This window comes from Tahibacter soli (assembly GCF_025717065.2).
Lineage (GTDB): Bacteria > Pseudomonadota > Gammaproteobacteria > Xanthomonadales > Rhodanobacteraceae > Tahibacter > Tahibacter soli.
In genome coordinates this window covers 335005-356179 of the sequence record NZ_JAOVZO020000003.1, presented here as the reverse complement: position 1 = coordinate 356179, position 21175 = coordinate 335005, and the positions used below count along the sequence as shown (strand labels likewise).

Here is a 21175-nt window from a genome sequence, read left to right as displayed (position 1 = left end):
GACATGAAGGTTTTTGCATTCCTGCTGACGGGCGCCGCCGCCGCGTGTGCCCTGCCCGCGTTCGCGCAGCCGGCGAACGCGCCGGCGCAGACGAGCGCGAACAAGGCGCCCGTGCGCGACGGCTCGCGCGATTTCGATCCGATCGTCGGCACGTGGAAGGCGAAGTTGAAGCGCCTGAAGCACCCGCTGTCGGGATCGAACGAATGGGTCGAATTCGAAGGCACGCAGATCACGAAGAAGGTCTGGGACGGCCGCGGCACGATGGACGAGTTCCACGTCGACAGCCCGGAAACCGGCACGAAGATCGACGGCTTCACGCTGCGCCTCTACAACCCGACGACGGGCCAGTGGCACATCTACTGGGCGAACGCGAAGAACGGCAAGCTCGACGAAAAACCGGTGGTCGGCGAGTGGAAGAACGGCGTCGGCGAGTTCTACGACCAGGAGTACTTCGACGGCCGCGCGATCTTCGTGCGCTACGTATGGTCGGATGTGACGCCGACGAGCGCGAAGTTCGTGCAGTCGTTTTCGGCCGACGGGGGCAAGACGTGGGAGCCGAACTGGATTTCTACGATCGAGCGGGTGAAGGAGTAGAGCGGCTGGCGCGTCGAGCTCAACGTCAACGTCGCCTCTCAAAGCTCGTCATCCCGGCGAAATCCGGGATCCGGTTTTTTGACGTTGCTTTCGCTTTTGCTCGTCACCCCGGCGCAGGCCGGGGTCCAGTTTTTCGCTATCCGCGAAACCAAACCTACAAGCTGGATTCCGGCATACGCTCACTGCTGTCCGGAATAAATATCATTTCCAATCAGCCAGTTGAGGCTGTCGAGCATCGAGCTCGGCAGCCTTGGTCGCTCGTCGTTGTCGCATGTCCTCGTGCAACTGCGGCCGCTCGAACAAAGTCATGCGTAGAACGGCGGTGAACAGCCAGAGCGTCGCGTCGGTTTTCGTGCGATGTCTTAACAAGGCCACGAGCAGATAGACGATCAGCGCGATGAGCAATTGTGTACGCACCGCGTTGGGAGATCGGCCCAGATAGCGCTTGATGTTCAAGTGCTGCTTGAGCCACTTGAAGAACAATTCGACGTCCCAGCGTTGTTGATAGCAGGCGGCGATCTGCGCAGCACTGCGGTCCAGGTCGTTGCTGATCAGCACGAGCGTCTGGTCGTTGTCTCTTCGTATCGTGATACGCCGCAGCCGCGCGGTATAAGGATTCTTGCGGCCCGCGCCGGGGTTCTTGTTGCTCAGACGCACGACTTCGTCAGCCAGAATCCGGGATCGATTGCCCGGAGGAATCGGCAGTGTCTGCTCGACCTTCAGCACCGCGTTGGTCTTCACTCGCGTGACGAACCATGCGCCGGCCTGGTGGATCGACCACCACCAGCCATAGTCGCAGTAGCCCTTGTCGAACACGTACGTCGTGCCGCGTTCGATCGGTATCTTCGCTCCTTCGGTCACATCGTTGACGTTGGCCGCCGTGATGCTGTGATAGACCGGCACATCCGCATCGTCGAGCGCCACATGCAGCTTCAGCCCTTGCGTGAAGCAGTTGCTCGTATCGGACGTCCACGCGTCAAAGCCGTTGCCTTTGAGCGTGATCGAGGTCGAGTCGATCCGTACCAGCGTCCGCTGGCACTCCTTGCGCAGCTTGCGCGCCACCTGCGACATCAGCATTTGCGCCACCGCTCCGAACACCGCCGGATCGCGCTGGTTGGCATCGGCCAAGGTCGAGTGGCCAACGAGTCTGGTGCGCAGGTGATAGTGGTGGTTCGACAGCGCCTTCAGACCGCCGGTGAGCGCGCGCAGGCTCGTGGCGCCCTGCAACTGCGCACAGGTCATCGCCACGAACTGGTCCCAGCGTTTGAACTTCTTGAGGTGCTTGTCGGCGTTGTGCTGACGCACCTGCGCGTCGAAGCGGGCGCGGAAGCTCTCTTCCAATAGTTCGCCCAGGCGGCTTACTCTGTACATCGTTGCGGCGCTCGGATTTGAGTTGGCGCTCAGGGTCTTAACCCGTTAATCCAAGCGCCGCAACACTTTTCGCTTGCTCGTATACAAATATTCCGGACAGCAGTGGGCATACGCCGGAATGACGAGCAAGGGCGAAAAGCTGGACCCGGCCTCGCCGGGATCACGGGCTCTCCACCCGCCACAAGCGATGTCCCGACGCCGCATACTTCGCTTCGAACGGCGTCAGCCCGTCCGGTATCAGCAATTCGACGCAAGCCTCGCGCCCTGCGACACGCAACGCCTCGGCCCATTCGAGTGCATACACGTCCCAATTCGTGCGCAGCTCGAGCGCACCGCCGCACGCGAGGATCGCCGGCAACACCGGATGCCCGGGCCAGCGCCGCATCACGTATTCCGGCTTCGGCCACGGATTCGGATACAGCAGGTACTGCCGCTCGAACCGCATCCCGGCACGCGCCGCCAGCAGCCATAAATCCACAAGATCACAGCGCAACAAAAGCGCATTCGCAACATCATCGGCGCACGCGAGCGCGCGCTGGCCGACTTCCAGCCGCGCCCGCGATTTGTCGACGCCGACGACGAACGCCTCGCGATGCCGCCGCGCGAGCGCGAGCGTGCTCGCGCCGGTGCCGCACCCCGCGTCGAGCACCAACGGCCGCGACGCGTCTTCGACCCGCGCCGCGAGTGCATCGAACGCCGCGCGCGAGGCGTCGGAAATCGGCTTGCGAAACGGCTCCCGCAAGTGCCTGCCGACGATTTCAACGAGCCGCGGATGCGCCTGCCGCTGGCTGCTCGCGACCTCCCGCGAGTTTCCGAACATCGTTATTCCCTTCGCTTCGCAAGGCAAACCTTGGATTGCCGCGCGCCAGAGTTTACATTGCCGGCCTTCCGGCCCCGGCGCCGCACGAATCCTTTCCCGATGGGCGACGCACGCCAGTATTTCAACCTGACCTCGCCGTTCGCGTTCAAACGCGGCGGCGCGCTCGTCGACGCGCAGGTGGCCTACGAAACCTGGGGCGAACTGAACGCCGCGCGCGACAACGCCATCCTCATCCTGACCGGACTGTCCCCGAGCGCGCACGCGGCCTCGAACGCGGCCGACACCAGCGCCGGCTGGTGGGAAGAGATGCTCGGCCCCGGCAAGCACATCGACACGAACCGCTGGTTCGTCATCTGCGTCAACACGCTCGGCAGCTGCAAGGGTTCCACCGGCGCCGCGTCGATCGATCCGGCCACCGGCGAAGCATATCGCCTGGCGTTTCCCGAACTCACGCTCGAGGACGCCGCGAATGCCGCGTACGAACTCGTGCGCGGCCTCGGCATCGAGCGCCTCGCGTGCCTGCTCGGCAATTCGATGGGCGGCATGACGGCGCTGGCGTATCTCGCGCTGCATCCCGGCAGCGCGCGCGGCCACATCAGCATCTCGACCGCGCCGCAGGCGCAGCCGTTCGCGATCGCGATCCGCTCGCTGCAGCGCGAAGCGATCCGCCTCGACCCGAACTGGAACGAAGGCCGCTACGACGACGTGCGCTATCCCGAGGCCGGCATGTCGATCGCGCGCAAGCTCGGCGTGATCACGTACCGCTCGGCGATGGAATGGGTGGGCCGCTTCGCGCGCATCCGGCTCGATTCGGAGCAGCGCGAGGACGACCCGTTCGGCGCCGAGTTCCAGATCGAGTCGTACCTTGCGGGCCACGCGCGCCGGTTCGTGCGCAATTTCGATCCGAACAGCTATCTTTACCTCTCGCGCGCCAGCGACTGGTTCGACATCGGCGAATACGGCGGCGGCAGCGCGCTACAGGCGCTGAAAACGTTGGCGCTCGAACGCGCGCTCGTCATCGGCGTGTCGACCGACATCCTGTTTCCGCTGAGCCAGCAGGAAGAAATCGCGCAGGGCCTCGAAGCCGGCGGCGCGCAGGTCGAGTTCGTCGCCCTCGACAGCCCGCAGGGGCACGATGCGTTCCTCGTCGACATCGCGCGATTCGGCGCGGCCATCGCGCAGTTCCTGGCGCGGCTGTAAACTTGGCGTCACGCAACGCCTTACGGAACACCGACATGCTTACGCTGGATTTTCCGGGCGCCAGACGCCTGGTCGACGCGATCGACGCCGCGGTCTGTCGCGACTGCCCGACGCAGATCACCGACAAGCTGCGGCACGCGCTGTGCCAGCTGATCCGCGACCCCGAAGTGAAGCTGCCCGACTGCGTGTTCGAATCGGTGGGCGACCACTACGCGCGGCGCGAGCTGTACGTGAGCGAGGAACACGGCTACTGCGTCATCGCGATGACGTGGGGGCCGGGCCAGGGCACGCCGATCCACGATCACGCCGGCATGTGGTGCGTCGAAGGCGTGTGGCACGGCGCGCTGGAGATCACGCCGTACGAGCTCCTGGGCCAGGAGGAAAACCGGTTCCGGTTCGAATCGCGCGGCACGATGATCGCCGGCGCGGGCTCGGCCGGCAGCCTGATCCCGCCGCACGAATACCACACGATCCAGAACCCGAGCGACCGCGACGTGGCCGTCTCGCTGCACGTGTACAGCGGCCCGATGACGAGCTGCGCGGTGTTCCAGAAGAAAGACGCGTCGTGGTACGAACGCGACGAGCGCAAGCTGTCGCTCGACCGCACGCACTGAGAGATCGAGAGGCGTCCTGCCCCTCCATCCATCGAACGGCGCAAGCATAGCCCTCCGGCTGCGTCGAAACGCAACGGTGCCACCTGGGATTGCGCAATCGCGCGCAGGCTTTATACTGCGCGCCCTGCCCCGCGCCGCCGCACGCCAGCCGTGCCCCGAAGGCGCGACACCTATGCCGGTGTGGCGGAATTGGTAGACGCGACGGACTCAAAATCCGTTTCTGGCAACAGAGTGTGGGTTCGAGTCCCTCCACCGGCACACCTAGCAAGTCCGGCGACGTTCGCCAAAGTCCTGAAACCCGCATCACAGCTCGCTTTCCGGCTCGCCGACTGTACGCCGTCGTCCGGACTCGTACGCCTGCAACCGGGAAAATTCGGGGGTAACTTTGGGGGTAAGCTTGGGGTACTCAGAGGAGTTACCCCCATGCCGCTGACCGAGATTTCGATCAAGAATTCCGTGCCCGTCGACCGCCCTATGAAGCTGTTTGACGCTGGCGGTTTGTACCTGCTCGTAAAGCCGAACGGCTCCCGCTGGTGGCGTCTGAAGTACCGCGTCGCCGGCAAGGAACAGTTGCTCAGTCTCGGCGTCTATCCTGAAGTCTCCCTGCGCGCGGCGCGCCTCAAGCGCGACGACGCGAAGAAGCAGCTCGCCGACGGCATCGACCCGGGCGTTCAACGCAAAGTGGAAAAAGCGCGAGCTCAATTCGCTACCGAGAACACGTTCGAGGCAATCGCTCGGGAGTGGATGGCGCTGCAATCGAAGCGGCTGTCGCACGTCACACTCGGCAAGGCAAAGTGGATGCTCGAGACCTTCATCTTCCCCATGCTCGGCAAGCTGGCCGTCGACGCCATCAGCTCGCCCGACCTGCTCGCGGCTCTCCGCAGGATCGAGGCGAAGGGCGCGCACGAAACCGCGCACCGAACGAAGGCCCGCTGCGGCCAAGTCTTCCGCTACGCTATCGCAACCGGCCGTGCGCTGCGCGATCCATCGGCCGATCTCCGTGGCGCGCTCGCGCCGGCCGTCTCCGTGCCGCGCGCGGCGATCACCGACCCGAAGCGCATTGGCGAACTGCTGCGAGCGATCGACGGCTACACGGGCGCTGGCGCCACCCTCGCCGCTCTGCGACTCGCCCCGCTCGTGTTCGTCCGGCCTGGCGAGCTACGCAAGGCGGAATGGTCGGAGATCGACCTGCAGGCCGCCGAGTGGCGCATTCCCGCGGCGCGCATGAAGATGCGCGAGGAACACATCGTGCCGCTGTCGACGCAGGCCGTCTCGGTGCTTCGGGAGATCCAGGCACTTACAGGCGACGGCCGCTTCGTCTTCCCGTCGATCCGCGTGAAGTCGCGCGCGATGTCCGACAACACGATCAACGCCGCACTGCGCCGACTCGGCTACTCGACCGAGGAAATGACCGGCCACGGCTTCCGGGCGCTGGCGTCGACGCGCCTCAACGAAATGGGTTGGCCGCCTGACGTGATCGAGCGGCAGCTTGCGCACGCCGAGCGCGACAAAGTCCGCGCCGTATACAACCGCGCCCAGTACCTCACGGAGCGGCGGAAGATGATGCAGGCGTGGGCGGACTACCTTGCTGCGTTACGCACTGGGCATACGGCCTGAATCTACTGTCTGCCAGACAGGAGTTCGCCGCACGGTCTGGGTTCGATGTTGCTAGATAGGGCTCACAAAAAAGCCCCGCTTGTTCGGCGAGGCTTCCTTGTTGAGCATTCCGGAGTCGACTACCTGGCGCCACCAGCAGCACAGACAGGCTCATCCTCGTCGACATGGGCATCGTCAGTTTTATCGACGTAATTGCCCCGAACGAGTTCCTGACGCGCAATGCTCTTCATCTCGTTCGAGACAAAGCGAATAAGTACGCGTCGCATCAGCGGCTGATAGCCGAGCCCTTCGCGCTTCGCGATGAACTTTAAGTCGTTGATCAACGCCTTCGGAAGTCGGATCGACATCAGCACGAGATCGAGCGATTCGTCGATCTCCTTTTCCTGTGCGGCGCTCACGGCAACAGCATGCTCTTCAGAAAGCCCAAGGACTCCAGACTCCCACGGGCATTCGGCTTCGTGGATCATCTCGGCGGGCTTGTTCATCATCCTCTCCTGACTATCGCGGCTTTTCACCTTGCGCCGGGTCGGTCGCAAAGCTTGCGATACAATCCAACGCAATCGAAGCGTTTAACCGGCGCAAGACTGTAGGCCTTGCTCGACCGTCGAACGCGCCGTCCACTGAGGCATTCAATGCACGTACCCGAACGCCACTGGCGATTTCCGACCGCCGCAGCGATCGACTCGCTCGCGCGGCGTTTCGGCCTGCCCAACCGTGGCAACATGCAGGACTGGGAGATCCAGGTCGCCGATCCGGCACGACTAGACGAGTTTCTGACGGCCTACGACGACGGCACGCTGGACGGCGATGAACGCTTCACGCTGATGGAGATGATCATCCAGTCGTGCGAGATGGCGTTCGAGCAAGCCGGACGTACGCCCGTCAACGATCGGCAATGGAACCGCGCGCTCGAGCGCATTCGCAGGGATGTCGACCTGCACATTTACTCGCTCTGGTATTGGGCTGACCCCGACGGGGAGAGCAAGAGCACGGGCGAATGGATTGTCACGCCCGACCTTCGGAAGATGATGGCTGAGGTCTTGTCGACGAGAACGGATCTTGGGGAAAGGTAACGCGGTTGCGGCGCCCCGTCCTATCAACCTCGCGCGACGCCTCATGCTCGCGTAGCTCGTCCTCGATCGCAGCAACCTCCTGCTGCGCTCCCGACGTTGGAGCGCCGACGACGCTGCCTCACTTGGACGCGGCGACCCAAGCTCGGCGTCCGCAGAGTGTTATGCGTCCATGATTGGTGCCCCCGGCACCACGCGCTTGACCGAATCGATCGCGCGCTGGGCATTGCCCTTCGAGGCATAGCCCTCACCGGAATTCGCGATGATGTCGGAACTGGAAATGAGGCGCCATCGCCATTCGTTCGCCGCATCCTGGTAGACCTCGAAACGAGGGTTCGGCTTTTTGGATGCGGCTAGCAAATTGACTTCCATGGCGGGTTTCCTCGCAACGTGACTTCGTCAACGTGCCGCCGGGGCCTGAATTCTCTCACGCGCCAAGTTACACATCTCGATCGCGACGGCGATGGGGGGCGCTAGCGGTGAGAGGTTCGGAGCTGTGGCGGCAGGTGATTTGCAAGCTGTTGCCGGGATCCGTGCCATGGACTTCTCCGTTCGAGTTCAACTCATCGAAGAGCATCGAGCCGCCGACTGGGTGGCGTTCTATCGAGCGATGGATGCCGCCGGCTTCCGGGACGTCGTGGAGCTGGATCAGGACGGGAGCTGCAGACTTTTAAACGGCGAATGGCAGATTTCAGGCCCCGCCAACAACGAAGAGGTCTGTGCGCTTCTTCGAACCGTCGTGCCGGTTTCCGGAGTACCGTTCCGCGCGATGGTGATGCAAATCACCTATCCCGTGACGCATCTGAATCCGGACTTGGTCGACCAAGGACTAACGGCGCTTAGTCAGATGTTCAGACGTCTGGGGCCTTGATAGTTTCAGCATGCGAGGATGGACAGGGCCGGGCACGGCGGGGCGAACCGAAATGCTGACGATGGACTTGCGCAAAGGCACGGCGTGGGCGTCTCTGATGTTCGGCGGGCCTGAGGCCTATTCGATCCGCGCGAGAAACTTCAGGGCCGTGGTTCGTGAAGATGCGGCGGTCATGAGCTTCGAGCTCAAGCCGTGTAGCGACAACGAACGTTCAGACGCTCGCAAGCTCGGTCGCCACAAGCTCACCCGCGTGGCCATCCAGAGTGAGCAGATTGCCCGCGAGCTGGCTAGGTTCCGCGACCACAGTCTGGCGCAGGGGGTGTCGCGCCGGCTCGAAATTGTTCACAAAGACGTTCGGTACAAGTTTCGCGCCGAGTTCGACGTTGGCGAATACGAGAGTGTCATCCACGTCCAGGCGGCCTAGGCGTAGCGCGCAATTTTCAGCTGTCCGTCAAGGCGAACATGGGAGGCATGCATGGGTTTTCCGATCGTCACCTTGCGCAAAGGCCAGTCCTCGGTCTACCTCCAGTACGCGAGTTCGGGCGACTCCATCGGCGCCAACAACTTCACTGCGTCCGTTCGGGCAGGCAAAGCCTTTCTTAGCTTCCGGCTGCGGCCTGTGGATTCGAATCAGCGCTCCGACATGGAGCGCCTCGTTGACGAAGCTCTCGTGGACATTACGATCAGTGATGCGCAGGTATCTGAGCGCCTAGCGTCGTTCTGTCGCGCGCACTGGACGCATGGCCTCCCGCGGCATGTCGAGATACTCGGTGCACACGCGCGCCTGGAGTTTCCTGTCGAGTTCGAGGAGGGTGATGACGAGAGCACGGTCCGCGTTGTCATCAACCAGGCGTAAGGTCGCGGGCGACGCCCTTGGGCGCATGTTCCCTTCCAGCCAATCCCAGCCAGGCGGCGCCCCCTTCCTTGGACTACTGGCCACTGGAACACTGCTCGACAACGTGCGGAGAAGGCTTCACGTTCAATTGTGAGAAAGCTAAATATAGCTTAATCCAAGATTCCGTGCCCGATGTTTCGAGCGCGTTTTCCGGCGTGCGCTTGCACTGCATTTCGAGCGCATTTGTCCCCCCAAAGCCATTCTTTGCGTAGCCGTTAACGAATACGTCAAGGTCGCCATTTTTTTGATTGCGCGTCAGCCGGCCACCCTCCGCGTAGGCGCCGCGCGGATCACGCAATGACGGCCGCCACGCGTCTAGGCACGCATTGACGAGATCTGCCGGCGCCACACCTTCGTCGCACCATCGCGGATCGTCACCTGTCACTGACGACGCGCTACCGCGTCCGCCATCGCTAGGGAGCGCAGTCTTCTTGACCAAGTCTGCTCCCGACGGACACGGGCGGTCTGAGAAGCTGATTGCTCCTGCCGCGTCCTTGCATTTGTAGGCCGGCCCTTGAGCAATCACCGACAACACGAACACCAGCGCGAGATTCATTGGAACTCCCTACTTGTTGCTCGGAATCGTCTGTCGCTAACGCCGGAATCTTCTCACGGCGGGCTAGCCTGCTACTGACCGATCGGGCCTCTCTTGCCGCACCGACTTGCCGGCGTTCCGCGAAACGGAGCCCTACATGCGAAAGCGCAGGTTGTCGACGACTTTGCGCACGCCGCCGACGGCCCATGCCGCGCGTTCGACAGCCTGACGCTCGCCCCAGTTGTCCACTTCTCCGGAAATCGTGACCGTGGCGCCATCTACGTCAACGTCGATTTTCGCCGCTTCCACTTCCGCATGCCGGCCGAGCGCAGCGACGATGCGCTGCTTGATGTCGGTCACTCGAATCTGCGGCGCAAGCTCAATCTCGTTGAATACGCCGACGACACCCGTCAGTTCGCGAACGGCTTCCTCGGCCGCCGTTCGCTGATGATTCCAGGCCACGGTGCCGGAGAGCGTCAGCCAGCCTTCCGAGACGCGAACTCTTACCGCATCGTGCGGCACCTGCGTGTTCCACGCGAGCACGTTGACCGCGCGCTGGGCGATTTCATCGTCGGCGTCTTTCTTGTGCCCCGGCAGGCGGACCTCGATCTCCTGGGCGAGCCCCCTGACACCCTTTACCCGCCATACCGCGCGTTCGGCCGCCGTCTTCTGCGGGTACGAACTTACGTGGCCGCTCAGCGTAACCACACCGTGCGCGGCCGCAACGCCTACGTATGCCGCGTCGATGCTGGGCTCGAACTCCAGTTCCTCGATGACATTCTGACGAAGCTGCTTGTCGTTCATGGCGCTCTTTCCGAGTTTGGGCTTTCGCCATTGCCGCGCGAAAGCGCGTGCCCGGTGTTGATGCAAATCAACAAGGCTCAAGGACGAGACGCCGTCGGTTCGCGATCCGCAACATGCGCCGTCGCGCGCGAGTTGATTTGTATCAAGAGCGACCCGGCGCCTTCGGCTAGCGTAGAAATTCATCCAGGGAGACGGCCGCCATGCAAAGCATCCTCGCGCTCGGCAACAGTCATGATCGGTGGGATGCCGATTTCGGCTACGCGGCGAAGTTCGCCGCGCTCACCGAATCGTCATTGACCGGAACTCTCGTCTGTCCCACGCCGTCGGCATCCGGTGCGCTCTACGGCGCGACCGAGGCGTTCGCGCTCATCCTCGAAAGCATCCGCAGCGCGGAACGAAAAGCGTACGAAGCCCGCGGCGAATTCGAGAAATGGGCCCGCGATCAGGGGGTGCGGCACGCGGCCTGGCAAGTCGCCGAAGGCTCGGTTCCCGACGTTCTGCGCCATCTTGGCAATTGGCACGATCTTCTGGTCCTGACGCGCCGAGACTGGGGCGATGCGGAGGCCGCGCAAATCGGTGCGGTCGCGATTCGCTCCGGCCTGCCTGCGCTCGTCGTTCCTCCGGACTTCGACGACGCCCCGTCGCTGCGTTCCGTCGCTGTCGCCTGGAACGGTTCGGCGGAAGCGGTTCGCGCGATCCATGCCGCACGCCCGCTGCTGGAGCGCGCCGGACGCGTCACGGTGTTGAGCGGAGAGATTCGCGATCCGTTCTCGGAAATCGGCTGGTTGCCGAACTTCAATCTCGAATCCTATTTCGCGCGGCACGCCATCCCCGTCTCTTTCGTGGCGATCGGTGCCAGCGGCGCGGATGCCGGACGCGCCATTCTTGATGCGGCAGCGGCGAACGAAGCGACGCTATTGGTCATGGGCGCCTACGGGCGCAGCCGATTCAGCGAGTGGGCGTTCGGTGGCGCCACGCGTCACGCGCTTGCGCACGCCCCGATGCCGCTTCTGCTGCGGCATTGAAGAATGCAGATGTCGGACTCCCGCGGCGAAATCGCGTCGGCGCAAGACGAATGGGCGGAGTTCGGCCTGACGTCCGAACAAGCGCTGTGGCAGCAGTCGCGAGACGGTCCGAATGCAATGCCGGTCGATCGCCGGCCTGCATTTTTCGACCTGCTCGTCGACGCATTGCGCGAGCCGATGCTGGCGCTGCTCGTCGTCGCCGCCGCGCTCTATTTCGCACTCGGCGACCTGGCCGAAGCAACCGTATTGTGTCTTTCGGTGGTCGTCGTCGTCAGCTCCACGGTCATCCAGCGCGGCAAGACCGAGCGGGCGCTGGATGCGCTGCGAGACCTGTCGAGCCCGCAGGCGGCCGTCTATCGCGACGGGGCGCTGGTTCGCATCGACGCGCGCAAACTCGTCGTCGGGGATCTGATCTTCGCCGAGGAAGGCGACCGGGTGCCTGCCGATTGCGATCTCCTGTTCGCGCACGCTTTGACGGTCGACGAGTCGTTGTTGACGGGCGAATCGATGCCCGTATCAAAAACCATCCGCACCGACTCGAGTAGGCCGCCCACGCCGGGTCAGACGTTGTATAGCGCCACACTGATCGTAAGCGGACAGGCACGCGCCCGCGTCAGGGCCGTCGGCGCGCAAACGCAGGTCGGCCGCATCGGCACATCGCTTGGCGCCATACACACCGTACGCTCGCCGACGCAACAGCAAATCGATCGGCTCGTCCTGGTCTTCGCGATCATCGGTCTGAGTTCGTGCGTGCTGGTGACAGCCCTGTTCTGGGCGACTCGCGGCACCTTTGTCGACGCCTTACTCGCCGGTATCACCCTGGCGATCGCGAATGTCCCCGAAGAGTTTCCGCTCGTGTTGACCATCTTCCTCGCGCTCGGCGCATGGCGGCTGGCTCGTGCGCAAGTGCTCGTGCGGCGTCCGCCTGCGATCGAGACGCTCGGCGCCATATCGGTGCTTTGCGTCGACAAGACGGGCACGTTGACCGAAAACCGCATGGCGATACGGGCGCTGGTTGCCGGGGGCGAGCGCTGGCAGTCCGAAGACGGCTCGGCGATCCCCCCGGCTTTCGGCGAGCTGCTGCGGTTGGCCGCATTGGCCGGCGAGCCCGCGCCGACCGACCCGATGGAGTTGGCGATCGGGAATGCTGCCGGCCCCGGTGAAGTCTCGCGGCGCGGCATCCTCGTGCGTCGCTACCCGTTGTCGGCCGCGTCGAAGGCACGCACCTATGTTTGGCGGATACCGGGCTCCCGGCGCCTGCTTGTCGCTTGCAAGGGCGCCCCCGAAGCAATCGCCGAACTATGCCGGCTGGATGCTCGCGAGAAGTCGCAACTTCTCGGCGCCGCGGCAGAACTGGCAAGCTCGGGGCTGCGCGTGCTGGCCGTCGCTCGCGCGCAATTCGGGTCGATCGACCTTGCCGAATCCGAGCTGCCGCCCTCGCCCACCGATCTCCATCTCGATCCATTGGGGCTGATCGGCTTTTCCGACCCGCTGCGCGGCGACGTGCCCCGCGCCGTAGCCGAAGCGCAAGCGGCCGGCGTGCGGGTCGTGATGATCACCGGAGATCACCCGGCGACCGCACGAAGCATTGCGGCAGCGGCGGGCATCGACAACCGATCGGTTCTCTCGGGGGACGAGCTTTCGCCGCTCGACGACGGCGCGTTCGGCAACGCGATCCTGGCGTGCGACGTATTCGCACGCGTGTCGCCCGACGAAAAACTGCGTCTCGTGCGCGCGCTGCGCGACGCGGGGGAAGTCGTCGCGATGACGGGCGACGGCGTCAACGACGGGCCCGCCCTCAAATGCGCCCATGTCGGGATCGCGATGGGCCGGCGCGGCACGGACGTCGCGCGCGAGGCGGCGCAGGTGGTTCTTCTCGATGATCGCTTCGCATCGATCGTCGGCGGCATTCGGCTCGGCCGTACGATCTACGCGAATATTCAGCGAGCGCTGCGCTACATCCTCGCGGTTCACGTTCCCGTGGCCGGCATGGCGTTCCTGCCGCTCCTGTTCGGCGGCCCGCTCGTACTCTCGCCCGTCCTCGTGGTGTTCCTCGAACTCATCATCGACCCGTCGTGCACGCTCGTGTTCGAACGTCAGGTCACCGGCACGGACGTCATGGGTCAGCGGCCGCGCGCTCGCGATGCGCCGGTCCTCGGCATCGGCGAAATCGGGATTGCGCTGGCCGAAGGCGCCGCCGGACTCGCCGCTGCGGCGGCCGTGTATGCGGCCGCCTGGCAATGGGGCTTGCCGGACGGAGAAATCAAGGCGCTGACTTTCTCCGCCATCGTCGGGGCAAATCTCGCGCTTCTCGCGCTCAACCGCGACGGTAACGGCGCAAGGGGCGCGCTGCGTTTTAACAATCCGTATTTCTGGATTATTTCTCTAATGGCAACATTGGCATTGCTCTGCGCGATGTATCTCGCGCCGATAGCGTCGATCTTCCGATTCGCCTCGCCGGACTGGTGGGCCTCGCTTGCCGCGTTCCTCTTCCCGATGGCCCTGGCGACGGCGACACGCAGCGGCGTGCAACGAGCGCGCCGGCTGGCATTGCGCCACGCTCGCGCCTAGCGCGTTTCGACCCCTCTCACTGTTCGTACAATCGGGAGACCCGGATGAAGATCAAGCCGACCAGGACATCGCCCCCTCGATTCAAGCTGACGTTTCTGGGAGCAACGTCGACCGTAACGGGCTCGAAGTATCTCGTCGAAACGGCCGAGTCGCGCCTGCTCGTCGACTGCGGACTGTTTCAAGGCTACAAGCCGTTGCGATTGCGCAACTGGGCCGAGTTTCCGGTCGATCCGGCATCCATAGACGCGATCGTGCTGACTCACGCGCATCTCGACCATTCGGGCTTCCTGCCGCGACTGGCCGCGCAAGGATTCCAAGGTAAAGTCTGGTCCACCGGTGCGACGCGTGCGCTGTGCGGCGTCCTGCTTCCCGATTCGGGCCATCTGCTGGCCGAAGATGCCGACCACGCCAACCGCGGCGGCTACAGCAAGCATCGTCCCGCCGAACCGTTGTACGACGAGGCGCAGGCGCGGAAGGCGCTGAAGCTGTTCCGGCAGGCGGCCTGGAACCGGACGTTCGAGCCCGTGCCCGGCGTGCGGGCTACGCTGCGTCCGCAAGGGCACATTCTCGGTGCCGCGTCCGTTACGCTGAACCACGCCGACACGACCGTCACGTTCAGCGGGGACATCGGACGCTGGCACGATCCCGTCATGCCGGCGCCGTTTCCGCTCGCCGGCTGCGACTGGATAGTCACCGAATCCACTTATGGAAACCGGCTCCACGGCGCGGACACGCTGGAATCCGAACTCGCCCGGGTCTGCCGCCGCGTCCTCGCGCGCGGCGGCACGATCGTAATCCCGGCGTTCGCCGTCGGCCGCGCGCAGCTGCTCCTGGTGCTGCTCGCGCGTCTTCAGCACGCCGGTACGATCGCCAAGGTACCGATCTACCTCAACAGCCCGATGGCCGCCGAAGTCACCGAACTGTATGAACGGTTCGCCGGAGAGCACCATCTGGACCGGGAGGACTTCGCACTGTTGCGCGAATCGGTGACGATCGTGGGATCGGCCGACGAGTCGCGCGCGCTCAACGAAAAACGCGGGCCGATGATCATCGTATCGGCCAGCGGCATGCTCACCGGCGGTCGTGTGCTGCATCATCTGCGCGCGTTCGCGCCCGATTCGCGCAACGCGATCGTGCTCGCCGGATTTCAGGCCGGCGGAACCCGCGGCGCCGCACTCGCCGCGGGGGCCCGTAGCGTTCGCGTGTACGGCGAGGACGTGCCGGTGAATGCCGAAGTCGTCTCGATGGACAGCGCCTCGGCGCATGCCGATGCCGACGAGATCATGGCGTGGCTGCGCACGGCCCCGTCCGCGCCACGCGGCGCTTTCGTCACGCACGGCGAACCTGACGCGGCCGACGCCCTGCGGCTGAGGATCGAGCGGGAGCTTCGCTGGACGGCCCGAATTCCCGAGTACCGCGACGAAGTGGACCTGCTGGCAGCCGGCCCGGCTTGAAGCGCGCGGCTCCAGCCGGCGTTGTTCGACCCGGGCAGCCCGTTCGGCGCGAGTCGGTCCGGGTTCGAACGATTGTCGATTTCGATTGATTCAGATCACCGTCGACCGGCGGCGCGTCGGCAGTCTAGGAATGCCCCACGTCGTTCCGAGCGATCGAGCATGGTAGATGCCGCCTTCATTGACGTCCCGGACGGAACCGCGCGTCCGAGCATCCGCATGGACGGCGATTGGACGCTCGCCAACGCGGGACGGCTCTGCGCGCAGATCGAACGCCTTGCAGCCATCCGGAGCGCCGACGGAGCCTTGACCGTCGACGCCGCCGGGCTCGGCGCGTTCGACACGACCGGAGCGCTGCTCCTGGGCCGGCTGCTGCGGCACGGAAGCACGCGATTCGCCGATCATCGCATCGACAACATGAGCAAGGCCGATCTCGCGCTGCTCGATCTCGTCTTCGCCAGACTGGACACCCTCGCGCCGCCGGCGGCGAAACACGCGAATTTCGTTCGGATGGTCGAACGTGTCGGCGTCTGGATCGCCGGACTGTGGCAACGCACCCGGGAACTCCTCGGCTTCGTCGGCGCAGTTCTCGCGACGCTCGCGAAAGTCGTCGTGCGCCGCAGGAAACTGCGCGTCACAGCGACGGTATTTCATATGGAGCAGACCGGGCTCGACGCAGTCCCCATTGTCGCATTGTTGACTTTTCTGGTCGGTGCGGTGGTGGCCTTTCTCGGCGCGACCGTGCTGCGCGACTTCGGCGCGTCGATCTACACGGTCGAACTGGTCTCCTACTCGTTCCTGCGCGAGTTCGGCGTGCTGCTGACCGCAATCCTGCTCGCCGGACGCTCGGGCAGCGCGTTCACGGCGCAAATCGGGTCGATGAAGAGTCGCGAGGAACTCGACGCGATCGCGGCGCTGGGGCTCGACCCCATCGAGCTGCTCGTCTTGCCGCGGCTGCTCGCCCTGCTCGTGATGCTGCCGGCCCTCACCGTGATCGGCATGTTCGCCGGTCTCGTCGGCGGCGGCATCGTGGGTTCGATGTCGCTGGACATCACGCCGAGCATGTTCGTTGCACGGCTGCATGAGACGACGAGCCTGCGCCACTTCTGGGTCGGCATGTCCAAGGCCCCCGTGTTCGCGTTTCTGATCGCGGCCGTAGGGTGCCTGGAAGGATTCAAGGTTCAGGGCAGCGCCGAATCCGTAGGTCGGCATACGACGGCTTCGGTCGTTCAGGCCATTTTTCTCGTCATCGTTTTCGACGCATTGTTCGCCATGTTCTTCATGGAGATCCACTTGTGAACGAGGCGCGCGAATCCGTCATCCGGGTACGCGGACTGCGCAACGTCTTCGGCAAGCAGGTCGTACACGACGGACTCGATCTGGACGTATACCGCGGCGAGGTGCTGGGCGTGATCGGCGGCTCGGGAGCAGGCAAGTCGGTTTTGCTGCGTTCCATCGTCGGGCTGCAGGAACCCACGGACGGTCGCGTCACCTTGTTCGGCCAGGACACTACCCGTCTGCGCCCGGAGGACCGCCAGATAATCGATCGTCGGTTCGGGCTGATGTTTCAGGATGGCGCGTTGTTCTCGTCGTTGACCGTGCTGGAGAACGTCAAAGTACCCCTGATCGAGAATTTCCGGTTGCCGGCCGGACTTGCCGACGAAATCGCGATGCTCAAGATCCGACTCGCAGGGCTGCCGAGCGACGCGGCGGCAAAGTACCCGGCCCAGCTTTCCGGCGGCATGCGCAAGCGAGCGGGTCTCGCCCGGGCCCTCGCACTCGATCCGGAAGTTCTGTTTCTCGACGAACCGACGTCCGGCCTGGACCCGGTGGGCGCGGCGGCGTTCGACGCGCTGATCGGAACGCTGGGGGACGCGCTCAACCTGACCGTGTTCCTGGTTACCCACGATCTGGACAGCCTGTACGCGATCTGCGACCGCGTCGCGGTTATCTCCGATCGTCGCGTCGTCGTCGTCGATCGCATAGCGGTCGTCGAACGCCACCCCGACCCCTGGATTCGCCAGTGCTTCCAGGGTCCGCGCGCACGCAGCGCGCAGTCGCACGGATCGGCGCAGGGCACGCCGGCTTGAGGAGCTCGTCATGGAAACACGCGCCAGCTACGTCCTGATCGGTGCCTTCACGTTGACCGTTTTCATCGCGGCGCTGCTGTTCGTGATGTGGATCGGAAAACTGTCGCTGGACCGGGAGTGGGACTACTACGACATCGTATTCAAGGAGGCGGTGACGGGGCTCACCGTCGGCGGCGCCGTTCAGTATAACGGTATACAAGTAGGCGACGTTCGCAAATTGTCGCTGGCGAACGACGACCCCCGCCAGGTCGTGATTCGCGTCCGACTGTTCGGCGGCACGCCCGTCAAAACCGATACGAAGGCCAGTTTGAATCTGGTCGGCCTTACCGGAGTCACCGTGATCCAGCTCTCCGGCGGAAGCCCTGCGGCACCGCGCCTGACCGCGGCCGCCGGCGACGAATATCCGCGCATCGTCGCCGATGCGTCCGCGCTGCAGACGCTGTTGGCCTCGGGGCAGGACGTGGCCGTCAACGCCAACGACGTGCTGGCGCGCGTCGGCACGTTGCTGTCCGACGAAAACATGAGCCATGTCGCCCGCTCGCTCGAACATATCGACCAGGTCACCGGCGCGGTCGCCGATCAGCGCGCCGAACTGAAGGCAGCGATCGCGACGCTGGCGACGACGTCGGCACGGCTGGAAGACACGCTCGCTCGCGTGGACGCGCTCGCCGCGTCCGCGCGAACGCTCGTCGACCGCGAAGGCCGGCTCACGCTGGCCTCCGCGCGCGCCTGGCTGGATTCGGTCCGGCGGACGACCGATACCGCCAATGCCGTGCTGGACGAGAATCGCGCGGCCATCGCCGGTTTCGGACGAGACGGGCTGTCGCAGATATCGCCGGCGGTCGCCGAGTTGCGATCGACGCTGCGCTCGATCCGCGCCGTCGCCGCGCGACTGCGGGAAAACCCGGCCGCCTACCTGCTCGGACAAGAACCCGTCAAGGAATTCGAACCGCGATGAACAGACCGAGAACGTGGATCGTCGCAGGCGCGCTGGCGGTATCGCTTTCGGCGTGTTCGCTGGTGGCCGGCAAGCGAGAGGCCCTGACCGTCTATGCACCGCACATAGCGCTTCCCGCAAACGGCTCGTCCGTTCCCGCCGCGCCCCGCCGATGGCAACTGTGGGTGGCGGAACCCGCGACGCTGGAACCGCTGGCGGGTACGCGCATCGTCGTCGTGGAAGAGCCGGGCACGCTTCAGTTCTACCGGGGCGCGCGTTGGAGCGACGAAGTACCGGTCATGATGCAGCGCTTCATTGTCGACGGCTTGCGCGAGTACGCCGGCGTGACCGGCGTCGGCACACCGTCGAGCGGCCTGACTGCCGATTACGTCTTGCGATCTGACCTGCACGGCTTTCAGATCGAGTTTCGCGGCGCCCCGTTGCCGACGGCGACGATTCAGATCACGGCGCAACTGGTGGATGCGTCCAACGGACAGGTTCTCGCATCGCGCCGCTTCGTCGAAGACGAAGCGTGTGCCGATGCGAAGCTGCCCGGCGTCTATGCCGCATTTCAGGCGGCCTTGAACCGCATCGTGATGCGAATCGCCGACTGGACCGCCTCGATCGGCGACGCGCACTTTCGCGACGAATCGACGCGAACGCGGTGACGGCATGTGCCGCACCCTCGCTGCGCCGGGTAAAGCTCCCGCTGCCATAACGCACGGCGCGACCGATACAGCCCGTACACGAGGCGCCTGACGCCCCCGGCCTTTTCGACAACGGAACCACTCCCGATGCCAGCAACAAAGGTCACTTCCGGATCGTCGGCCACGCGGCCAGCCGGCGGCGCCGGCCGGCAACGGTTACGCCGACTGCTGCCGTATTTGCTGATCTGCGTCGCGGTTGCCGCGAGCGTCGCCGCGCCCACCGATGCGATCCTTTCGCTGAAGCCCGGCCAATATCGCTGGCATCCCGAAGTCGCCCCCGCCGGACCGGTGGTCGTCGTCGTCAGTCTCGACGAACAGCGCCTGTACGTGTATCGCAACGGCATCGCCATCGGCATCAGCACCATCAGCTCAGGTCGCCCGGGGCACGAGACGCCGCAAGGTACTTTTGTGATCCTCCAAAAAGCGCGATTTCACAAATCAGACTTGTACGACGACGCCCCCATGCCGTTCATGCAGCGACTGACCTGGGATGGCGTTGCGCTGCATGCGGGAGCGCTACCCGGATATCCGGCATCGCACGGCTGCATTCGGCTTCCGACGGCTTTCGCGCGCAAGCTGTTCGAGGTCACGCGCAACGGAGAAACCATCATCGTTGCAAGCGCCGGAACGTCGTCACCGGGTGTCGCGCACCCTGCCCTCCTGGCGCCGATCGATCCTTCGGGTTCGCCGCACCGCACGGGCGCCGGCGAGGGTGCGTGGTGGAGCGACGCGCCGTCCTATACGAGCGGCCCTACGAACATACTCGTCGCGCTGAGCGATCAAAAGGTGTATGTGATGCGCGACGGCATATTGATCGCCGCGTCGCCCATCGACGTTTCGGACGAGTTCTCGTTCAGCGGATCGCTGGTTCTTGTCGCGACGGCGGACTTCGACAATGCGCCGAGCCGGCTCGATCCCCTGTGGCCCCGCCGCCGCTGGTCGGTGCACGCCTTCGACTATGTGAGCACCGTCGCATCGATCGACCAACTGGCGGATCACGTACGCGTTCCCGCCGACTTCGCGCGCCGCGTCAATGCGTCGATCGTACCGGGAACGACGGTTCTCGTCACCGATCGCCCGGGGATTCGCGACATCGCGGAACCCGCGCCGTCCGCGAGCCGATAGCCGCGTCGGCGCCGCGGCGAGAAATTCGCTAAGCTTCCGTCGCCACTTGGAAATTCCCCAAGCCTTTGATCGAGTCGCTCCTCCCCGCCGCAACGCAACTGGTCGTCGCTCTATTAGCGGCCGCGCCGACACCTGCGGCGAATTTCTCCGCCGACGCGCTGGCGTCCGATCTCGCGCGGGCTGCGCCCAACGCGGACCGCGAGGTTCTGGGTCTGGCCGCACGCGCTTTGGCCTGCGTTCGCGCCAGGGAGCCGGCCACCTCGCCGAAGACGCTCAGCGTCATCGACTATTCGAAACCGTCGACCGAGCGGCGACTGTGGGTCTTCGATCTGTCGCTCGGCACGCTGCTTTTCGAGGAATGGGTCGCACACGGGCGCAACAGCGGCGACAATTTCGCGCAACGCTTTTCGAACGACGCCGGCAGCCTCATGTCGAGCGTGGGACTGTTCGTCACGCAAGACACGTACACCGGGCACAACGGCTACTCGCTGCGCCTTCGCGGATTGGACGCCGGTTTCAACGACCGCGCGCTCGAGCGAGCTATCGTTATGCATGGCGCCGACTACGTCAGCGAGCGCGTGATCCTGGGCCAGGGCCGGCTCGGGCGAAGCTTTGGATGCCCGGCTGTACGCCGCGAAATTGCGCCGGCGCTGATAAACACGATCCGGGACGGTTCTCTCGTGTTCGCCTATTTCCCTGTGACGCAATGGCTGAACCGCTCGCCTTTCGTCGGCGGATGCGGTTCATCGGCATCGGCCCCTCCGGTCGAAACCTCGCCCTGATTTTCCACGCGTCCGGCGCGAGCCGCCCTCCTTGATACACGTCAACATCGCGCCGCAGGGACAACGATAAGTTGCCGCACACTGAATCTCGTGCGG

The 21175-nt window shown here is 64.6% G+C and carries 23 protein-coding genes and 1 tRNA gene; 18 read left to right on the top strand and 6 right to left on the bottom strand.

What is annotated here, in order from left to right:
- The first annotated feature begins 3 nt into the window (after positions 1-3).
- Positions 4-594 carry a hypothetical protein gene (locus OD750_RS03980; protein WP_263542912.1) on the top strand — a complete coding sequence of 197 codons (591 nt, stop codon included), beginning with the start codon at positions 4-6 and terminating at the stop codon, positions 592-594.
- Positions 595-795: 201 nt separating this feature from the next.
- Here OD750_RS03980 and OD750_RS03975 read toward each other — a convergent pair whose 3' ends face one another.
- Together OD750_RS03975 and trmB are read right to left on the bottom strand one after the other, a co-directional pair.
- Complete coding sequence (locus tag OD750_RS03975) at positions 796-1965, bottom strand: IS4 family transposase (protein ID WP_263541087.1); 1170 nt, start codon at positions 1963-1965, stop codon at positions 796-798.
- A 160-nt stretch (positions 1966-2125) separates the two neighbouring features.
- Positions 2126-2614, bottom strand: a complete 489-nt coding sequence (gene trmB / locus OD750_RS03970) for a tRNA (guanine(46)-N(7))-methyltransferase TrmB (protein WP_263542987.1) — start codon at positions 2612-2614, stop codon at positions 2126-2128.
- 270 nt (positions 2615-2884) lie between these two features.
- Here trmB and metX point away from each other — a divergent pair, with 270 nt between their 5' ends.
- From metX to OD750_RS03950, 4 genes are all read left to right on the top strand, one after another.
- Positions 2885-3985, top strand: a complete 1101-nt coding sequence (metX, locus tag OD750_RS03965; RefSeq protein ID WP_263542911.1) for a homoserine O-acetyltransferase MetX — start codon at positions 2885-2887, stop codon at positions 3983-3985.
- Positions 3986-4020: 35 nt separating this feature from the next.
- Positions 4021-4599: a cysteine dioxygenase family protein gene (locus OD750_RS03960; protein ID WP_263542910.1), complete on the top strand. Its 579-nt coding sequence runs from the start codon at positions 4021-4023 to the stop codon at positions 4597-4599.
- Positions 4600-4773: 174 nt separating this feature from the next.
- A tRNA-Leu gene (locus OD750_RS03955) sits at positions 4774-4857 on the top strand.
- Between the two features lie 165 nt (positions 4858-5022).
- Complete coding sequence (locus OD750_RS03950) at positions 5023-6216, top strand: tyrosine-type recombinase/integrase (RefSeq protein WP_263542909.1); 1194 nt, start codon at positions 5023-5025, stop codon at positions 6214-6216.
- A gap of 119 nt (positions 6217-6335) precedes the next feature.
- Here OD750_RS03950 and OD750_RS03945 read toward each other — a convergent pair whose 3' ends face one another.
- Positions 6336-6701: a hypothetical protein gene (locus OD750_RS03945; RefSeq protein WP_263542908.1), complete on the bottom strand. Its 366-nt coding sequence runs from the start codon at positions 6699-6701 to the stop codon at positions 6336-6338.
- A 147-nt stretch (positions 6702-6848) separates the two neighbouring features.
- Here OD750_RS03945 and OD750_RS03940 point away from each other — a divergent pair, with 147 nt between their 5' ends.
- On the top strand, positions 6849-7289 hold the full coding sequence (locus OD750_RS03940) for a hypothetical protein (protein ID WP_263542907.1): 441 nt from the start codon (positions 6849-6851) through the stop codon (positions 7287-7289).
- Positions 7290-7448: 159 nt separating this feature from the next.
- On the opposite strand, the gene OD750_RS03935 is transcribed toward OD750_RS03940, so the two are convergent.
- Positions 7449-7658: a YegP family protein gene (locus OD750_RS03935; RefSeq protein WP_263542906.1), complete on the bottom strand. Its 210-nt coding sequence runs from the start codon at positions 7656-7658 to the stop codon at positions 7449-7451.
- A gap of 166 nt (positions 7659-7824) precedes the next feature.
- Here OD750_RS03935 and OD750_RS03930 point away from each other — a divergent pair, with 166 nt between their 5' ends.
- The 3 genes from OD750_RS03930 to OD750_RS03920 are packed head-to-tail and all read left to right on the top strand — an operon-like array spanning position 7825 to position 9013.
- On the top strand, positions 7825-8157 hold the full coding sequence (locus OD750_RS03930) for a hypothetical protein (protein WP_263542905.1): 333 nt from the start codon (positions 7825-7827) through the stop codon (positions 8155-8157).
- 52 nt (positions 8158-8209) lie between these two features.
- Positions 8210-8581, top strand: a complete 372-nt coding sequence (locus tag OD750_RS03925) for a hypothetical protein (RefSeq protein WP_263542904.1) — start codon at positions 8210-8212, stop codon at positions 8579-8581.
- 51 nt (positions 8582-8632) lie between these two features.
- Positions 8633-9013, top strand: coding sequence for a hypothetical protein (locus OD750_RS03920; protein ID WP_263542903.1), 381 nt, complete (start codon positions 8633-8635; stop codon positions 9011-9013).
- 73 nt (positions 9014-9086) lie between these two features.
- On the opposite strand, the gene OD750_RS03915 is transcribed toward OD750_RS03920, so the two are convergent.
- Positions 9087-9608, bottom strand: coding sequence for a DUF4124 domain-containing protein (locus OD750_RS03915; RefSeq protein ID WP_263542902.1), 522 nt, complete (start codon positions 9606-9608; stop codon positions 9087-9089).
- 132 nt (positions 9609-9740) lie between these two features.
- The gene (locus tag OD750_RS03910; protein ID WP_272841777.1) at positions 9741-10391 is read right to left on the bottom strand and encodes a BON domain-containing protein; all 651 of its coding nucleotides are present in this window, start codon (positions 10389-10391) and stop codon (positions 9741-9743) included.
- A gap of 200 nt (positions 10392-10591) precedes the next feature.
- Between OD750_RS03910 and OD750_RS03905 the strand changes: the two genes are divergently transcribed.
- From OD750_RS03905 to OD750_RS03865, 9 genes are all read left to right on the top strand, one after another.
- On the top strand, positions 10592-11416 hold the full coding sequence (locus tag OD750_RS03905) for a universal stress protein (RefSeq protein ID WP_263542900.1): 825 nt from the start codon (positions 10592-10594) through the stop codon (positions 11414-11416).
- A gap of 3 nt (positions 11417-11419) precedes the next feature.
- Positions 11420-13987, top strand: coding sequence for a cation-translocating P-type ATPase (locus OD750_RS03900; protein ID WP_263542899.1), 2568 nt, complete (start codon positions 11420-11422; stop codon positions 13985-13987).
- Positions 13988-14031: 44 nt separating this feature from the next.
- Positions 14032-15441: an MBL fold metallo-hydrolase RNA specificity domain-containing protein gene (locus tag OD750_RS03895; protein WP_263542898.1), complete on the top strand. Its 1410-nt coding sequence runs from the start codon at positions 14032-14034 to the stop codon at positions 15439-15441.
- Between the two features lie 159 nt (positions 15442-15600).
- The gene (locus OD750_RS03890) at positions 15601-16737 is read left to right on the top strand and encodes an MlaE family ABC transporter permease (RefSeq protein WP_263542897.1); all 1137 of its coding nucleotides are present in this window, start codon (positions 15601-15603) and stop codon (positions 16735-16737) included.
- Positions 16734-17528, top strand: a complete 795-nt coding sequence (locus OD750_RS03885; RefSeq protein ID WP_263542896.1) for an ABC transporter ATP-binding protein — start codon at positions 16734-16736, stop codon at positions 17526-17528. The genes OD750_RS03890 and OD750_RS03885 overlap by 4 nt, the downstream gene beginning before the upstream one ends.
- A gap of 10 nt (positions 17529-17538) precedes the next feature.
- Entirely contained in the window at positions 17539-18486 is a 948-nt protein-coding gene (locus OD750_RS03880; protein ID WP_263542895.1) for an MlaD family protein, read from the top strand.
- On the top strand, positions 18483-19133 hold the full coding sequence (locus OD750_RS03875; RefSeq protein ID WP_263542894.1) for an ABC-type transport auxiliary lipoprotein family protein: 651 nt from the start codon (positions 18483-18485) through the stop codon (positions 19131-19133). The genes OD750_RS03880 and OD750_RS03875 overlap by 4 nt, the downstream gene beginning before the upstream one ends.
- Before the next feature lie 126 nt (positions 19134-19259).
- Positions 19260-20297 (top strand): L,D-transpeptidase family protein, encoded by a 1038-nt coding sequence (locus OD750_RS03870; RefSeq protein WP_263542893.1) that lies wholly within the window; start codon positions 19260-19262, stop codon positions 20295-20297.
- A gap of 65 nt (positions 20298-20362) precedes the next feature.
- On the top strand, positions 20363-21079 hold the full coding sequence (locus OD750_RS03865; protein WP_425508205.1) for a murein L,D-transpeptidase catalytic domain family protein: 717 nt from the start codon (positions 20363-20365) through the stop codon (positions 21077-21079).
- Positions 21080-21175: the final 96 nt, after the last annotated feature.